Raw genomic sequence first — 16,266 nt, forward strand, 5'->3', positions numbered from 1 at the left:
CGGCCTTCATGGATATTAATCATTCGTGGAGATATTTTTACAATGAGGATATCCAGGACGTTCAATGCTCCCGGCGTACAAGTGATATAGCCGGCGGAGGATATGGCGCCTGATGGACCTCGAGAGCGTGGTGGAAGGAGCGGTGGTGAGCATGCTGAGAGAGGCGGTCACCACCCTCCCGGCGGACGTCGAGGCCGCGCTACGCGCGGCCGAGAGGAAGGAGACCAGTGATATCGCCCGGGTGCAGCTGCGGACCATCCTGAACAACGTCGAGGAGGCGAGGCAGCGCTCCGTCCCCTTGTGCCAGGACACCGGCGTCCCGGTGTTCTTCGTCTCCGGGGCGATGTTCCCGGGCCTGGAGAATGGAATCCGTCGAGGATTGGCCAGGGCGACCGCGGAGATCCCGCTTAGGCCGAACGCGGTGCATCCCCTGACCCGGCGGAACCCTGGTGACAATCTCGGCTCCGGATCGCCGCGCATAGTGTATCATCCCACTGGCGACATGCACACCGACATCACGGTCATGCCCAAGGGTGCAGGGTCGGAGAACATGTCCGCCCTCGCCATGCTCACCCCGGCGCAGGGCCTCAAGGGGGTCAAGGCCTTTGTGCTGGACACCGTGGTCCGGGCCGGTGGTCGCCCCTGCCCCCCCACCATCGTGGGGGTGGGCATTGGAGGCACCGCGGACCAGGCCGCCGAGCTGGCCAAGGAGGCTTTGCTCCGCCCGTTGGATGTCGCCAACAAGGATGCGCAGCTCGATGCGCTGGAGCGAGAGCTCACGGGTGCGCTCAACGATATGGGCGTCGGTCCGATGGGGCTGGGGGGTCGCACAACCGTGCTGGGGGTGAGATGCGGGATGGCCTTCTGCCATACCGCCTCGCTGCCGGTGGCGGTGAACCTCCAGTGCTGGGCCGCCCGGAGGACGTCGATGAGGGTATTCCCGGACGGCAGGACGGAGAGGATGCCATGAACCTGAGGACGCCATTGTCCGAGATCGATGTACGGTCGCTCCACCTGGGACAGGAGGTGCTGATCGACGGCACCGTGCATATAGGCAGGGACGAGGTCCATCTCCGCGCCCTGGAGATGAGGGAGCAGGGGAAAGTGATACCATTCAACATGAGCGGGGGGGTTCTGTACCACTGCGGCCCCATCGCCCGGAAAAAGGACGATGGCTGGGAGATCCTCGCCGCCGGGCCCACCACCTCGGCCCGTATGAACTCTCTGGAGCCGCAGTTCATTCACGAGTTCGGGGTACGGGCCATCATCGGCAAGGGGGGGATGTCGAAGCCCACCCTGGAGGCGATGCGGGAGCACGGGTGCGTCTACCTCGCCTTCACTGGTGGGGCAGCGGTCCTCGCCGCCCGGGGTATCCGTCGGGTGGAGCGCGTGGAATGGCTGGATCTGGGCATGCCGGAGGCGCTATGGGTGGTAGAAACGAGGGACCTGGGGCCCCTGGTGGTGGCCATGGACGCCCACGGCAACTCGCTATACGACTCCGTCAATGAGGAGGCGGAGAGGAATCTGGCCCGAAAGAAGAGGGACCTAGGGCTCTGACTTCTCCTTGGTTCCGGGCTTCTCCTCCTCTTCCTTCGCCAGAAGGTCGGGGTTGGACTTGATGCGCTGCCTTAGTATCAGCGAAGCCAGCGTCAACATGAGCGCCAGCCCCAGCCCCAAGATCATCATCGAGTGCGACAGGTCGTAGTCCAGAACGAAACCGGAGTTGCCGGGCAGGGTGTTGCGCTTCATCGAGAAGTCCGCCGCCAGCCCCTTCAGCGGCTCCATGGTGATCTTCTTCTCGCTAGTGACATATCCGTCCTTGCTCAGGTACATTATGTAGTCGCCCGGAGACACCTGGCTGAAGGAGTAATTGCCGCCCGCGTCGGTGACCGTCACGAGGTCCGCGCCCTCCTCCGGGGTAAGGACCACCTTTACCCCTTCCAGCGGGTCACCGTTGAAGGTCACCCGCCCGCTAAGCTTGGCGTACTGTACCGTCGTCTCCGCCAGGGTGAAGGAGACCTCCTCCACGCTTCCCTTGACCAGCGTCACCAGCTCGCTGTGGTACGAGGTGTTGTAGCCTTCCTTGGACGCGGAGACCATGTAGGTGCCCGGGGTGACATTATCGATCCGGTAAGTACCCAGGGGGGCGGAGGACACCGTGGAGAAGGAGGCGTTGACCCCGGTCAAGGTGACCAGCACCCCCGCCAGAGTGGTGTTGCCGTCGGTGACCTGGCCAGTGACCGTCCCCAGCACCTCGTACATAGTGAAGTCGATGTTGGCGCTCGTCCGGTCGACGCCCGCGTAGGTGACATTGGCCCGATAGCCGTTGTAGGTGGCCGTGACCGAGTAATTACCAGGGGCGGTAGAGTGACTGAAGCGGCCGCTGGTGTCGGTGGTCACGATGTGCGTATCGTCGCTGGTGAGGTTGCGTATGGTGATCGTGACCCCCGACAGGGCGACGCCGCTGATGTTGGTGACCTTTCCGGAGATGGTTAAGGTGTCCGCCGCCTGTGCGGACCCTGCCAGGAGCGCGATGCTCACGAGCATGAACGCTAGGACCAGGGCGGGCCATCTCATATTTTCGCGAACGCCCTCCTCGCTAATAACTTTTTTCGGCTGGAGATGCGGATCGAGAAGTGCCTGGCAGTCGTTCGGGGGTTAAAACCGGATTCCGCATGGGTGTCTTGTCAGGGGAAGGTACTTTCGAACCTCTTCCCGAAACCATATAATACGAGTATGGGGAATCGAGCATGATTTCAAAGGGAGCCTAACGGATGCACAAGGTAACTAGACGTTACAAGAAGGATGAGGTCGTGTCTCTCCTGGATCCCCTCATCGCCAAGTGGTTCAACGGGAAGTTCAAGGACTTCACCGAGCCCCAGTCCTATGCCATTCCCCTTATCCACGACCGTCAGAGCGTTCTGGTGTCCTCGCCCACGGGGTCGGGGAAGACGCTGACGGCATTCACTTCCATCATCAACGAGCTATTCAAGTACTCCAAGGAGGGGATGCTGGAGGACCGCGTGTATGCTGTCTACATCTCCCCGCTCAAGGCGCTGGCCAACGATATCAACCGCAACCTCGAGGAGCCGCTGCGGGAGATGAGGGAGGTCGCCGAGCGGGAGGGCGAGGTGTTCCCCGAGATCCGGGTCGGGGTACGCACCGGGGATACCTCCCAGAGCGAGAGGCAGAAGATGCTGCGGAAGCCGCCCCACATTCTCATTACTACTCCAGAATCGCTGGCCCTGGTCCTGGCCGCCCCCAAGTTCCGAGAGAAGCTGTCCCAGGTCGAGTACGTCATCCTGGATGAGATCCATGAGGTATGCGACTCCAAGCGTGGGGTGTTCCTGTCCCTGACCCTTGAGAGGCTGCAGGAGATGTGCCCCCGCCGGTTCGTGCGGGTCGGCCTGTCCGCCACTCTGGCCCCCATACAGGACGTCGCCGAGTACCTGGTGGGGTACCAGGACGGGAAGCCGAGGGACGTCAACGTGGTGGAGATCATCCGCCAGCGGGACCTCGACATCCGGGTAGAGTGCCCGACCGACGATATGACCGCCCTGCCCTACGAGATCGTCAACTCCAAGATGTATGATCAGCTGTACGAGATGATCCAGGAGCATCGCACCACCATCGTGTTCACCAACACCCGGTCGGGTACCGAGCACGTGGTCTACAAGCTCAAGGAGCGTGGGCTGGAGAGCATCGAGGCCCACCATGGTTCGCTGGCCAAGGAGATCAGGCTGGACGTCGAGGAGCGGCTGAAAAAGGGAGAGCTGAAGTGCGTGGTGTCCTCGACCTCCCTGGAACTGGGCATCGACATCGGGTTCGTGGACCTAGTGGTGCAGATCGGGTCCCCGAAATCGGTGGCCAAAGGGCTGCAGAGGATCGGCCGGAGCGGCCACGGCCATGGGCTGACCTCCAAGGGCCGAATGCTGGTGTTCGACAAGGACGACCTGGTGGAATGCGCGGTGCTGTGCCGTGCGGCGCACCACAAGCACATTGACCGCGTGTCCATCTCCGAGAACTGCCTGGACGTGCTTTCGCAAAGCCTCGTGGGCATGTCTCTGGAACAGCGCTGGGACGTCAGCAAGGCGCTCGAGGTCGTACGCCGCTCGTACTGCTTCCGGAACCTCGGGGAGAAGCAGTTCCTCGAGGTGCTGAAGTACCTAGGAAGCAAGGACGCCTTCGAGGGTGTGTATCCAAAGCTGTGGTACGACGAGGAGGAGCGCCGCTTCGGCCGGCGGGCCGGATCGCGGATGATCTACTTCCTCAACCTCGGAACGATTCCCGAGGAGGCAAACTATAAGGTATTCACCGAGAAGGGCGGGCTCATCGGCGACCTTACGGAGAAGTTCGTCGAGCGGCTGTCGCCCCGCGACGTCTTCGTTCTCGGCGGTAAATCTTACGAGTACGTGAGGACCAAGGGCATGAAGGCCTTCGTTCGGGAAGCTTCCGGTCGGAAGCCGACCGTGCCGACCTGGAGCGGGGAGATGCTGCCGCGCTCCTTCGATCTCTCGATGAACATCGCCACCTTCCGCCGGGAACTGATGGAGAGGCTGGATCAGAATGATGATGACATCATCGCCTGGCTATGCTCTTTCGGCATCGACCGAGGCTCCGCCAGGTCGATCCTGTCGTACTTCCGAGAGCAGAAGGCAGCCTGTGACTTCATCCCCAACGACCACGAGCTGGCGATCGAGGGGTACATCGACCTCAGCGGCAACCACAACATCATCTTCCACTTCCCCTTCGGACGTCGGGTCAACGACGCACTGTCCCGCGCGTACGCCTTCATGATGACCCAGCGCCTGGGGAGCAACGTCTCGGTATCGGTGACCGACGACACTTTCATGGTATCGTCGCCCAAGCCCATCGAGATCAGGGGCCTGGAGAGGATCCTCAGCTCCGCGAGCCTCGAGGACGTGCTCATGAGGGCGGTCAAGGATTCCGAGTTGTTCAAGCAGAGGTTCCGTCACACCGCGTCCAGGAGTTTCATGATCCTCCGCAACTATAAGGGCCGTGAGGTTTCGGTGGGCCGGCAGCAGGTGCGGTCGACCTACCTGCTGGAGACGCTCGGCAACATGGACGGCGTGCCGGTGATCGATGAGACCTATCGCGAGATCATGGAGGATGTAATGGACATCAAGAACGCCCAGGCGGTCCTCCGGTCCGTCGAGAGCGGGGAGATCAAGGTCCGCGCCATTGATTACACCTCCACACCCTCCCCCTTCGCCCACAACGCCATACTGGCGGGCATATCGGACATGGTGCTCATGGAGGATCGCGGGGCGCTGCTCCGCGAGCTTCACCGCAGGGTGCTGTCCAAGGTCATGGGCTCCGATCTCTCGGAGTTCGAGTTCACCGAGGACCGCGTGCTGCCGTACTTCAGGCAGCGCATCGGGTTCGTCAACTCCAAGGACGATCTCTTGGCGCTCATCCGCCGGGCCGGCCCCATCAGGGTGTTGAAGGAGAAGGGGAGGAGCGTGTATCCCTACACTATCGCCTCCCGTGAATCGGTGGACTCCTGGTCCGCGGAACTGGTCCACGAGGGCGCAATCGCCTCCGTGTACATCGACGACGCCTACTTCGTCGCCTCCGAGGACCTCCCGGCATACCACGCGGTCCTGGCCAAGGACCGCCGGCTGGGAGAGCTGGAGGAGAAAGTGCTGGCCGAGACCGGCGAGGCGAAGAGCCCCCAGGAGCTGGCGGCCGCGCTGGAAACACCGGGGGACAAGGTCCACCAGGCGCTGAGGAAGCTAGAGGCAATCGGACGAGTGGGCAGGGTCGGCCATCGCGACGGGAAATGGTTGTACCAGGCCCGAGAGGTGGAGGCCAGGCCGCGTCAGGATGCCATGGACGAGGTCCTGGTGCGCTATCTGGAATGCTATGCGCCGTCGACCGCCGAGGAGACTGCCTTCGTGTTCGGCCTGGACGTCGATGAGGTGCGCCGGGCCCTCGACGACCTGGTGCAGGAAGGCCTGATCGCCCGCGGTCGCTACCTGGTATCAGAGCATGAACAGTATATGCTCAAGCGCGACTACCTCAGGCTGAAGACCAACAACCTCAACGCCTATGATCACCGCACGGTGGAGGGGTACCGCCGCTCCAAGCAGGACCGTTCCTTCGTTTCGCTGGACGAGTTGTTCGACAACTTCGGGGACATAGGCATGCCCCTGGACGCCTTCCACCGCGTGGAGGGCTTCAAGCTCAAGGATTGGGAGCAGATGCGCCGCGATGGCCGGCTGCTCCTCGGGCGATTCGTACGCGGGCGTGTGCGATACGTGCGGGCCCAGGACGCCCCGGCCTATGTGGCAGCGTACCGCAATGGCCCCCTCAAGCCACTGGACGAGAGGGTGCTGGGCGTCATTCGATCGAGCGACGACGGCATGTCCATGCGCCAGATAACCTCAGCCCTGGCCGGCCGCACCAAGGATGAAATCAAGGAGAGCATCGACCGCCTGGACCGCAACATGATGATTGTCCGCCGATTCGAGGAGCGGGAGGAGTGGTCGTCCGAGAACATTTACCAGGCCTATGACGCCCCGGAGCACCAGGGCGACGCGCGCCGCGAGATCGTGGAACGCTTCGTCCGGGCGTACGGCCCGGTGTCGATATACACCATTACCACCGCTACCCAGTTTCCAATCGCTCAGGTTGCCGGCATGCTCTCGGAGATGGAAGTGGAGACTATTACTGTGGGCGAGGGCAGGGAGGAGATGTACCTCTTTAAGGACGAGCTGCCGGCCCTGGGAAACGCGCCGCGCTCCGAGCAGGTGATGCGCATAGTGTCGCTCCACGATCCCGGAGTGCAGGCGATGTGGGCGGCCATCGCCGCCCGCTACGGCGATCGCTGGATCTTCCCCATCGTGGCCGACGGCCGCCTGGTCGGGGGGGCGGAGAAGTGGAACATGAGCGGGTGCATTGAGATCCGGGAACTGGACCTCGAGGACCCCGCGCTGCTGCCCCGGGCCCTGGAGGCGATGGAGCGGTTCATGGAGTTCTACTCGATGATGGGCTACGACATCGTGCGCCTGCGGGAGGTCCTGGGCGCCTCGCCCGAGAATTTACCGGCAGAGCATGCCGAAGTGCTCGCGGCGCACGGTTATCTCCGCATGGGGGACATGTTCGTCAAGGGCCGTATGGTCCCCGACCATCACTCCCGGGGGGACGCCCTGTCATACGTGCTGTGGAAGCAGCGCATTGATCAGAAGAGGCGCTTCCCCAACGTGGTGGAGGCGATCAAGGTCGTCGGCGGCCTCCGCTCCGATGCCGCCGCAGCCCTGAGGTGCAAGAACCGCATACCGCTGAAGAAGATGTACGAGATGGGCTTCCTGGTCAAGGTGCAGGCGATACCCGACTACGTCACATACTGCAGCCTGGAGCACGCCTCCCTGTGCCGCCGGGCCAAGAACCGGGAGATCACCGAGGAGATGCGGTCGCTGGTCCGCGCCATCGAGGACGGTAGACCGATGTCCCGCAATCAGTTGTTCGACCACTCGGTGCTCGGACGCAAGGAGACGCAGGACGCGCTCAAGGCGCTGGTCAACGGAACGGTCATCTACACCGACCAGAACAAGCGCCTGCGTCTGGTGCCGGAGATCGACATGCCCCCTCACGACGCCATGCTGGAGATCCTCCGTCACTCCTTCCGCAACTTCGGGCTGTTCACCGCGGAGAACCTCGCCCGGTATATTCGTTACGAGATGCCGATGAAGGAGCTGCGCAGCGCCTTGGCCGAGCTGGAGAGGGAAGGTTTCCTCGTCAAGGGTTTCCTCGTCGACGGTGACGAGAGCGTATACTGGATGCTCAAGGAGGACCTCGACCGGATAGGCAAGGTCCGCTCGACCGAACAGTTCGTACTCGGCCCTGAGGACGGGCTCCATACCTACCTCGCGGAGTGGATCCGCCAGAACCTGGGCGGTAGCTACTACTCGGTTATCCTGGATGGGCCGAGAATGATCGGTTCGTTCCGTGGGAGGGTGAAGGCCACCGACATCGTCCTGCATGAGTACAAGGGCAGCTCCGAGGCCCGCGCCATCCTCACCCGTCATCTGCACTCCCTCGGGCTGACCATCAGGGTCGAGGATGACGAGGACACCGTGCCCGATTGGGAGGTTCAGGCGTTCTACGAGAAGACCCATCCGGGAGAGGTGTGAGGCCGGTCCACTCTCCCGGCAGCCTAATCATCGTTAAGATTTAAATATCGTTAAACCATTTTCGGGCTGATGAAGATCCCCTGCGAGCTTATCGTGTGGTACGTTCTCCCATCGATACGGCGAGAGCTGGCCAGAGAGCTGGTGGAGAAGCACAAGCTCACTCAGGCCGAGGTCGCCCGTCGCTTCGGGGTCACTGACGCCGCCATATCCCAGTACTTGAAGTCCAAACGTGGCACCAACAAGGAGTTGGAGAATAGCGGTCGGTACGACGAGTTCAAGGCCGAGATCAGCAGGGCCGCGCAGCGCATCATCGACGGGTCGGATATCGTCACCGAGACCTGCCGGGTGTGCGAGATGGTCAAGCGCAGCGGGATGCTGGTCAAGGTTTACGAGACCCACACCGGGGTCAAGGCGCCGGCGTGTGTGTGCCCGGACTGCGGTCAATATTAGCGGTCTTCTTGTTGGCCCGGTCCTCAGCGATGTAAAGATACTCCTGGGCGTAGCCGGCGAAGCGACCGAAATGCCGGCGGGCGTTCTCGCTCACCTTCCTGTAGCTACCGGACACGCCGTAGCGTTCTCGCATGGCCCGGGCGATCCTGACGTCCACCGGGCAGGCCTGCAGGTGATCCAGGGAGAACAGGGCAATGCAATCGGCTACCTTGTCCCCAATGCCCTTGACCGTCTTGAGGTACCTTACCGCCTCAACGTAGTCTAGAGACCTCAGGCGCTCGAGGTCGAACTCCCCGTCCCGCACCGAGACAGCATAGCACCGCAACCATTCGGCGCGGTAGCCGAGGCGGCAGGCAGTGATGTCACCACCCTCCGCCAGCTCTTCAGGAGTGGGGAAGGCGAACCTGCCATCAGCGAGCCGTCGACCGTGGGTCCGGCACACCGACTCGATCATCATCTTGATTCGCGGGACGTTGGCGTACGAGGCCAGGAGGTACGAGGCGGAGCACTCCCAGACGTCCTGACGGATCAGTCTCATCCCTCGGAAGCGGTCGATGACCGCGGCGATGCACTCGTCCCTGGAAATGTCCTCGTAGATCATCTCGAGGTCGTCGTCCAGCCGGAAGTATCGGCGCAGGAAGGTATCGTCGTATTCTCCCTCGGCCAGGAGCTCGTTCCCTTTCTGACGCAGGCGGAGGGAGCGGTCTCCTACGACGCCCTGCCACCACTCCCCATCTCTGGACCATCGGAACACCTGGCCGCTGTCCAGGGTGTACCCTAGGTGGAACAGCGGCACCCTCATTGTTTCTTCCGGGCCACGAACACCATCAGCTCGCTGGTGGCCTTGAACGGCCCCCCGTTGTAGTCGCCGTAGACCTCCGTCACCTGGAAACCACAGCGGTCCATGAGCTCCAACGCCTCGCGGTGGAACAGGTACCTGAGTGTGAACACCGAGGTCACCCGGCGCAGGGGTTTATCCTGCCGCGAGATGTCGTAGAAGTATGTGACCGTGGTCCTCTGGCTAGGCTGATCGAAGATCTGAGACTCGAACCAGGAGATGACCTCTCCCTGATGGGTCAGCTTCGTCCCACGATGCCGGAGGACCTGCTCAGGCCGGTCCAGGCGGGGCGAGAAGACCGCGAAGGAGAACAGGCCATCCTCGTCGAGGTGGTCATGGATGCGGAGCAGGGCATTCTCCTGGTCCTTGGTGTCCAGGAGGTGCAGGAACGAGCTGTATGGGATGACGATGAGCTTGAACTTGCGTCCCAGCGCCATCTCCCTGATGTCCGCCTGCACCATGGCCACCCGCGCCTCCTCCTTGGGGTCGAGGAACGAAACCTTGGTGGCGCAGACGTCCAGCATGGCCGGGCTGCGGTCGACGCCGGTGATGTCATAACCGGCCTCGGCGAAGGGGATAAGCACCCGCCCGGTCCCACTCATGCACTCCAGCACCGGACCGCCGGTCCTCTCGGCGAGATCAAGGAAGAAGCGGATGTCGTCCTTATAGTCCTCATGCCAGATATCGTAGTACCGGGCCGAGCCCTCGTACAGGTCCAGATTCTCCGTGTCAGCGCTTATATCCGAAGCGTCGGAGGAGTTCCTTCCTTTTCTTGGCGTCCTCATCGGTCTCCACTCCCTTGGGGGTCTGTCCGTCCACCACCCCGACTATTCCCCGTCCCCGGTCCGTCTCGACCACCAGCACTTCCGCGGGATTGGCCGTGGCGCAGAAGATAGTGCACACCTCAGGCACCTCCTTGATGCTTCTCAGGACGTTGATGGGGTAGGCCTGGGTGAGCACGATGACGAAGGAGTGACCGGCGCCGATGCGCTGGGCATTGTCCACCGCTGCAGCCTTGAGCGCCTCGTCGTTCCCCTCTACCCTGATGAGCCGGTCCCCCGAGGCCTCGCAGAACGCCACCCCGAACCGGATGCCCGGTACGGCGTTGACCATCGCCTCGTAGACGTCCTCGGCGGTCTTGATGAAATGGGACTGCCCGACGATGATGTTGGCGTCCTCGGGTTTCCTCAGCTCCACTGCCTCCGTCCTCATGCACTCCCAGGACAATGAGCCCTTTCCAGCGATAAATAGCCTTGCCATCATGGTCCGACGGTGGAACGTTTTTTACTCCGCACGCCCTTGCTCTGGGCATGTTGTTCGTAGGTCCGGCCGGATATCCGCCAGGCAGCAAGGGTGCCCTCCAGGCGCTGGAGAATGTCCGCAAGCTGGGGCTGGACGCCCTGGAGGTTCAGTTCGGCCGCAGCGTCAACCTCAGCGTGGAGAAGGCGCGGGAGATCGCTCCCCGGGCCAGGGAGCTGGGGATCGCGCTGAGTGCCCATGCTCCATACTACATCAACTTCAACTCCGAGGAGGCGAACCGTCAGAAGAGCGAGGAGTGGCTGCTATCCTCCCTTCGATCCGTGGACGCTATGGGCGGGCGGATCGTAGTGGTCCATGCCGCCTCCTACATGGACCGACCACCCTCCGTCGCCACCCGGGCGGTAGTGGACGGCCTGAACCGGGTCCGCCAGGTCGCCGAGGACGAGGGGTTGTCCCCGATCATCGGCCTCGAGACCATGGGAAAGGTTGGGAGCTGGGGCACCATCGAGGAGATCGGCGAGGTCATGGCTGAGGTGGAGGGGGTCGAACCTGTTCTGGATTTCGCCCACATCCACGCCCGGGGCCAGGGCTGCCTGCGCACCGAGGATGACTTCCGCATTGTGCTGGACAGTGCTATGGATCTCTTCGATGGACGGTTGCACTGCCACTTCAGCTGCATCGAGTATACTGCCAAGGGGGAGAAGCGGCACCTTCTGCTGGAAAAGAAGGATCCTGATTTCGCGCTCCTCTGCAGGGTCCTCCCGAGGTCGGGAAGGGACGTTACGATCATCTGCGAGAGCCCCGACCCGTCAGGGGACGCCGCCGTCATGAGGAAGATGCTGGACCAGTGATGTTCTCAGCTTTCGATGCCAGGACGACAAGTATATATCCGAACATATATTTTTCATTCGATAGACCCAGAGGTGACCGGTGTGGCACAAGCCGCCGACAGCAGTAACGAGGAAACCGATTTTGAGTTCGATTGCCCGGAATGCGGCACTCATATCCAGGGCGAGGTGGACCGCTGTCCGAAATGCGGCGTGGAGTTCGTCATAGAAGAGGTCACCGAGTCCGAATGTCCGTCATGCCACGCAATGGTCCCCCTTGAGAGCCGGACCTGCCCGCTATGTGGAGGGGCCATGGCCCCTGAGGCTCCCGTCGCGGAGGTCGAGGAACAGCCACCCGCTCCTGAGGACAAGCACCAGGAGGACCTGGACCAGAAGCTCAAGGAAGAATTCTCCGCTCTCGTCTCCGAGGTTGGCCCCATGATCGCCCTGGCTAAGGAACACTCTATCGACACCACCGCTTCCCGCCGGCTCATCGACAAGGCGGTGGCCATGGGCAAGCGCCGGGAGATAGACCCCGCGGTCCGCACCATGAGGGAGTGCCGGGAGATGCTGGAACGCTCCATCGCCGACCGTCTGGAGCGGGACATAATGTACCTGGAGAACCTCGCTGACGTCGCCCGTAGGATGAGCTCGGACCACCAGTCCATCGAGAAGGCCGTCTCCGACATCAAGGAGCGGCAGGCGGCCAGGGACCTCCCCGGAGCGCTGGAAAGCATCCGAATGGCCAAGCGCAACGCGGAGAAGCTGACCGGGAAGTACGTGGAAGCACATGAGATGTACGAGGGGCTGGAGAAACTCATCATCAACGCCGAGGTCTTCTACTTGGACGTGAGGGAGCCGCGCAAGCTCCTGAACGAGGCCAGGGAAGCTGGCGAGAACGGCGACTGGACGACCATGGGCATCCTCTCCCGAAAGGGAAGGGAGGAGCTGAACAAGGTCCTGCCGGAAATGCTCAACGTCGAGCTGCGGAAGGCGAAACAGGCCCTGCTCGAACTGAAGGCCAAGGGCAAGGATGTAAGCTCGATAATCAAGACCCTCAAGGACGCCGGCGTGGCGATGAAGAGGACGCGGTACGAGGAAACGCTGGAGCGCCTGACCGAGTTCCGGGAAGAGGAGAGAAAGCTCTGATCACGGCCGTATCGGCTCCATCTCCCTCTCCAGCACGGATCGCTCCTGGACCTTAAGGCTCTCCGGGCTCACCGAGACCATGAAGACCGATTGGCGCTCCGATACCTCATCCACCAGTGAGCGGATGAAGCGGATGACTCCCTCAAAGCCGGCGTTGCTTATCAGGTAGTGGAGGTCGTCCAGCAGCACCACCGACTGTCCCTCCCGATGGATGTGATCCTCCGCCAGCATCATCAGCTTTTCCAGCGAGGGGGTCACCGTCCGCGACCCTCTAGACTCGTGCTCTGTGAGCCAGTAGATTTCCGCCTTCCGGCCGCCGAGACGATCGCTCACTGTGCCCGGGTTGTTGCGGCTGAAGATCAGCGCCCGGGCTCCCCGGTCGACCTGCCTTCCGACCAGATCGTAGGCGCGCTCCGGGCGGGCCTCCTCGACGAAGTAGGAACGGCTCAGCCGGACCTCGATCTCCCCGATGGGAGTAAGGTCCCCGGGGCCCAGCACCTCCCGGGTCAGGTCCGCGGTGACCTCCGAGCCCATCAGCGAGGCGAAGGCCAGCACGCGGTTCATCCCCCCCTCCAACTGGCTGACGCTGTCCGGACAGGACTCCGCCACCATCTGAAGGACATCGTCGGGCACCACTGAGCCCCCCCTCGACGCCACCCTCCGCAGGATCTCGAGCCGGGTGGCCTGGTCCAGTGGCCCGATGTCCACCACCAGCCCGGACTCCAGCCGCGAGGCCAGGCGGTCCATGAGCAGGGGGACCCGTCGGGGCAGGCGGTCCGCGGTGACCACCACCTGCTTCCCCGCGGTGACCATCCGGTTGATGGCGCGCATGATCTCCTCCTGAAACCGGTCCTTTCCAGATAAGAACTGGAGGTCGTCGATCAGCAGCGTATCGGCCATCTCCAGCTCCTGATGGAGGGAGGTCCACACGCTCTCGCTCGACCCGATGTCCACCGAATCCAGCGGCAGGTAGGTGATGTTGAGCTCCCTCCGGAGCCTCTTGATCTCGTGCCCCACCGCCTGCAACAGGTGGCTCTTGCCCATGCCAGGGCGGGAGTGGATGACCAGGGGGTTGTACCGCCGCCCTGGCTCAGCGGCTACGGCCCGGGCGGCGGCCTCGGCGAAGCGGGACCCCGGTCCCCCGACGAAGTTGCCGAAGGTCTCTCGGGGGTCCATGCGCGGTATGGACGGAGCTTCCTCCTCGCGGGTGGCGCAACGGGGGCAGTAGCCCAGCAGGTCAATGGGGCCGCCACAGTCCTCACACAGTCCGAGGCCCGCGGTGTCGGAGCGCATCTTCTGGTAATGGAGGATGAGGTCGTACACGCCCTGGGCCTGTCTCTCGACCTTCTTGTCGCCCGCTGGATTTCCCAGCCCGGCGATGCCCAGCAGGTGCTCCCCAGTGTTCTCCGCCTCCGCCCGGTGCACCTTGTCCGCTCTCAGCTTCTCCGGCGATAGCACGTGACGGGGGGCTTCCACCCGGCGCACTTTGGCACCCGGGAACAACTGCTCGAAATCTCTGAGATTCACTTCCGAGTGCAGGGAGATCGATGCCTCGGAGTTGATGGCATCGTACCACAGATACTCCGCCGCCTTCTCCCCCAGGAACCACAGCTCGTCCAAGCCCACCGGACGGAAAACATACAGGCACAGTGACGGTGCCCCTGCGCTGATCGAAAGGAGCGATTCCGACCGCTCCCCGTCCGATCCCAGTACGATCTTGATGTAGCCGTTCAAGGAGACCAAGCGGGCGCTCTCCACAGCTGTTTCCAAGACGTTATCGCCTCCCTTCCAGCGGGAGACGACCAATCCCTGCGGGACCCCGAGCTCGAGCAGCACGCTGACCAGCGCATCATCACGCGGCACGCTTAAAGCGTTTATGTCATGGCTCCGTTCCAGCATAATGATGCCTGAAGGCCTGACAAAAACACTTAAATCAGGGAATGGCTTGATGGAAATCATCATGCCACTGTAGCTCAGCGGCAGTCCCCGGCCAGTCCGGGGACCGCGAAAGAGCGACAGTTTCGTAAACTGTAGGTCGGGGGTTCGAAACCCCTCAGTGGCTCCATTCACCCCTTCTTGAGATACTCCTTCACGATCTTGATGGCGCACACGTCGCCGCACATCGAGCATCCCTCGCTCCCCTCGGTGATGCCTCTGGCCCGGTACTCCCGGGCCTTCCTCTCGTCGATCGCCTCCCGGTACATGCCGTCCCAATCCAGGGCCTTGCGGGCCTGGGACATGCGCAGGTCCCTATCCTTCCCTCGTCCCCGGGCGATGTCCGCGGCATGGGCTGCAATCTTGGAGGCGATGAGACCTTCCTTGACGTCCTGGGGGGTCGGCAGGGAAAGATGCTCGGCGGGGGTCACATAGCACAGGAAGTCCGCCCCGTGGTAGGCGGCCAGCGCGCCCCCTATGGCCGCGGTGATGTGGTCGTACCCCGGTGCGATGTCGGTAACCAGTGGGCCGAGCACATAGAACGGCGCACCCTCGCACACGCTCTTCTGCAGGCGGACGTTCGCCTCCACCTGGTCCAGAGGGACATGGCCGGGCCCCTCGACCATCGCCTGCACCCCGCCCTGGCGGGACCGACGTACGAGCTCGCCGAGATTGAGCAGCTCCTGCACCTGGGGCCCGTCAGTGGCGTCGTTAACGCATCCCGGGCGGAAACCGTCGCCCAGAGACAGCACGAACTCGTGCTCCCTCGCCAGCTCCAGCAGGTAGTCGAAGTTCTCGTACAGGGGGTTCTCCTTCCCGTTGTGCAGGATCCACGCCACCAGGAAGGAGCCGCCGCGGGAGACCACGTCGGTGACCCGGGGGCTGCGCCTCAGGCGCTCCACAGCCTCCTTGGTGATGCCGCAGTGAACGGTCATGAAGTCCACCCCGTCCTTGGCATGCTGGACGATGCCGTTGAAGATATCGTCCTCGTCCATGTCCACCAGTGCTCCCTTACGTGCCATCCTGAGCCCGGTCTGGTAGATGGGCACGGTGCCGACGGGGACGGGGGAAGAGGCGATGATCTGCCGGCGGATGGCGTCGATGTCCCCGCCAGTGCTGAGGTCCATGATCGCGTCCGCGCCGTAGTCGAGGGAGATGCGCAGCTTCTCCATCTCCTCCTCGACCTCGACCCGGTCCCTCGAGGTGCCGAGGTTCACGTTGACCTTGACCGAGAGCCCCTCCCCGATGCCGCAGGGCCGTGGAGAGTGTACGGGATTGCAGGGTATCACGACCCTCCCCTCCCTGAACCTTCTAACCAGAACGTCCTCGCTGACTCCTTCCTTGCGAGCAATCTCCCTGATCCTGTCTCCGTACGGTTCGCTAGCCACGGCCATCTCGATCGCGACCGACTAAGACCGTCTTCCTAAAAGACTCTTGCCTCGGGATGGAGTGTTTAGGCGTGTCTAAAAAAATCATCGCGAAAACCCTTGTTCGGAGGGGCTCGCAGAGGGGGGTTTTACTTATATAGCCAGATGCACCTAGAAGGGTATTAATAGATAGAGCCCTTTACCAAAGGTGTCGAAATAGGGGAAGGGATGCACAGATTCTACCTTATAAAATCGACCCGGTTCAGCCCATCCGCTGACCGTTG

12 protein-coding genes and 1 tRNA gene are annotated in these 16,266 nt (G+C 62.6%); 7 read left to right on the forward strand and 6 right to left on the reverse strand.

Annotated features, from left to right (window positions below):
• Window positions 1-112 precede the first annotated feature (112 nt).
• Together SA339_00495 and SA339_00500 are read left to right on the forward strand one after the other, a co-directional pair.
• Entirely contained in the window at window positions 113-970 is an 858-nt protein-coding gene (locus tag SA339_00495) for a fumarate hydratase (protein ID MDW5561677.1), read from the forward strand.
• Entirely contained in the window at window positions 967-1,557 is a 591-nt protein-coding gene (locus SA339_00500; protein ID MDW5561678.1) for a FumA C-terminus/TtdB family hydratase beta subunit, read from the forward strand. Before SA339_00495 ends, SA339_00500 begins: the two co-directional genes overlap by 4 nt.
• Here the strand turns inward: SA339_00500 and SA339_00505 are convergent.
• Window positions 1,546-2,577 carry a carboxypeptidase-like regulatory domain-containing protein gene (locus SA339_00505; protein ID MDW5561679.1) on the reverse strand — a complete coding sequence of 344 codons (1,032 nt, stop codon included), beginning with the start codon at window positions 2,575-2,577 and terminating at the stop codon, window positions 1,546-1,548. The genes SA339_00500 and SA339_00505 overlap by 12 nt on opposite strands.
• Window positions 2,578-2,774: 197 nt before the next feature.
• On the opposite strand from SA339_00505, the gene SA339_00510 reads away from it, so the two are divergent.
• Together SA339_00510 and SA339_00515 are read left to right on the forward strand one after the other, a co-directional pair.
• Window positions 2,775-8,156 (forward strand): ATP-dependent helicase, encoded by a 5,382-nt coding sequence (locus tag SA339_00510; GenBank protein ID MDW5561680.1) that lies wholly within the window; start codon window positions 2,775-2,777, stop codon window positions 8,154-8,156.
• Window positions 8,157-8,225: 69 nt separating this feature from the next.
• A complete protein-coding gene (locus SA339_00515) occupies window positions 8,226-8,606 on the forward strand; it encodes a helix-turn-helix domain-containing protein (protein ID MDW5561681.1) in 381 nt (126 codons plus the stop codon).
• Here SA339_00515 and SA339_00520 read toward each other — a convergent pair.
• Genes SA339_00520 through SA339_00530 form a run of 3 tightly spaced genes read right to left on the reverse strand, consistent with a single transcriptional unit; the run spans window position 8,563 to window position 10,656 of the window.
• On the reverse strand, window positions 8,563-9,408 hold the full coding sequence (locus tag SA339_00520; GenBank protein ID MDW5561682.1) for a DNA glycosylase: 846 nt from the start codon (window positions 9,406-9,408) through the stop codon (window positions 8,563-8,565). The two genes, SA339_00515 and SA339_00520, sit on opposite strands and share 44 nt — an antisense overlap.
• Window positions 9,405-10,229: a class I SAM-dependent methyltransferase gene (locus SA339_00525; protein ID MDW5561683.1), complete on the reverse strand. Its 825-nt coding sequence runs from the start codon at window positions 10,227-10,229 to the stop codon at window positions 9,405-9,407. Before SA339_00525 ends, SA339_00520 begins: the two co-directional genes overlap by 4 nt.
• Entirely contained in the window at window positions 10,174-10,656 is a 483-nt protein-coding gene (locus tag SA339_00530) for an adenosine-specific kinase (protein MDW5561684.1), read from the reverse strand. The genes SA339_00525 and SA339_00530 overlap by 56 nt, the downstream gene beginning before the upstream one ends.
• Before the next feature lie 98 nt (window positions 10,657-10,754).
• Here SA339_00530 and SA339_00535 point away from each other — a divergent pair, with 98 nt between their 5' ends.
• Both SA339_00535 and SA339_00540 read left to right on the forward strand, forming a co-directional pair.
• A complete protein-coding gene (locus tag SA339_00535) occupies window positions 10,755-11,555 on the forward strand; it encodes a TIM barrel protein (GenBank protein ID MDW5561685.1) in 801 nt (266 codons plus the stop codon).
• 81 nt (window positions 11,556-11,636) lie between these two features.
• Entirely contained in the window at window positions 11,637-12,680 is a 1,044-nt protein-coding gene (locus SA339_00540; protein ID MDW5561686.1) for a zinc ribbon domain-containing protein, read from the forward strand.
• Here SA339_00540 and SA339_00545 read toward each other — a convergent pair whose 3' ends face one another.
• Window positions 12,681-14,543 (reverse strand): DnaA/Hda family protein, encoded by a 1,863-nt coding sequence (locus SA339_00545; protein ID MDW5561687.1) that lies wholly within the window; start codon window positions 14,541-14,543, stop codon window positions 12,681-12,683. It lies immediately after the preceding gene.
• A gap of 99 nt (window positions 14,544-14,642) precedes the next feature.
• On the opposite strand from SA339_00545, the gene SA339_00550 reads away from it, so the two are divergent.
• Window positions 14,643-14,745: transfer RNA gene (locus tag SA339_00550), tRNA-Thr, on the forward strand.
• A 1-nt stretch (window position 14,746) separates the two neighbouring features.
• On the opposite strand, the gene thiC is transcribed toward SA339_00550, so the two are convergent.
• Window positions 14,747-16,009, reverse strand: coding sequence for a phosphomethylpyrimidine synthase ThiC (gene thiC, locus SA339_00555; protein MDW5561688.1), 1,263 nt, complete (start codon window positions 16,007-16,009; stop codon window positions 14,747-14,749).
• Window positions 16,010-16,266: the final 257 nt, after the last annotated feature.

This window comes from Methanomassiliicoccus sp. (genome assembly GCA_033485155.1).
Lineage (GTDB): Archaea > Thermoplasmatota > Thermoplasmata > Methanomassiliicoccales > Methanomassiliicoccaceae > UBA6.

Excerpts from the sequence above, each read along its gene's own strand:
- SA339_00495 (MDW5561677.1), top strand. The coding sequence starts at position 113 with ATGGACCTCGAGAGCGTGGTGGAAGGAGCGGTGGTGAGCATGCTGAGA.
- SA339_00500 (MDW5561678.1), top strand. The coding sequence starts at position 967 with ATGAACCTGAGGACGCCATTGTCCGAGATCGATGTACGGTCGCTCCAC.
- SA339_00505 (MDW5561679.1), bottom strand. The coding sequence starts at position 2,577 with ATGAGATGGCCCGCCCTGGTCCTAGCGTTCATGCTCGTGAGCATCGCG.
- SA339_00510 (MDW5561680.1), top strand. The coding sequence starts at position 2,775 with ATGCACAAGGTAACTAGACGTTACAAGAAGGATGAGGTCGTGTCTCTC.
- SA339_00515 (MDW5561681.1), top strand. The coding sequence starts at position 8,226 with ATGAAGATCCCCTGCGAGCTTATCGTGTGGTACGTTCTCCCATCGATA.
- SA339_00520 (MDW5561682.1), bottom strand. The coding sequence starts at position 9,408 with ATGAGGGTGCCGCTGTTCCACCTAGGGTACACCCTGGACAGCGGCCAG.
- SA339_00525 (MDW5561683.1), bottom strand. The coding sequence starts at position 10,229 with ATGAGGACGCCAAGAAAAGGAAGGAACTCCTCCGACGCTTCGGATATA.
- SA339_00530 (MDW5561684.1), bottom strand. The coding sequence starts at position 10,656 with ATGAGGACGGAGGCAGTGGAGCTGAGGAAACCCGAGGACGCCAACATC.
- SA339_00535 (MDW5561685.1), top strand. The coding sequence starts at position 10,755 with ATGTTGTTCGTAGGTCCGGCCGGATATCCGCCAGGCAGCAAGGGTGCC.
- thiC (MDW5561688.1), bottom strand. The coding sequence starts at position 16,009 with ATGGCCGTGGCTAGCGAACCGTACGGAGACAGGATCAGGGAGATTGCT.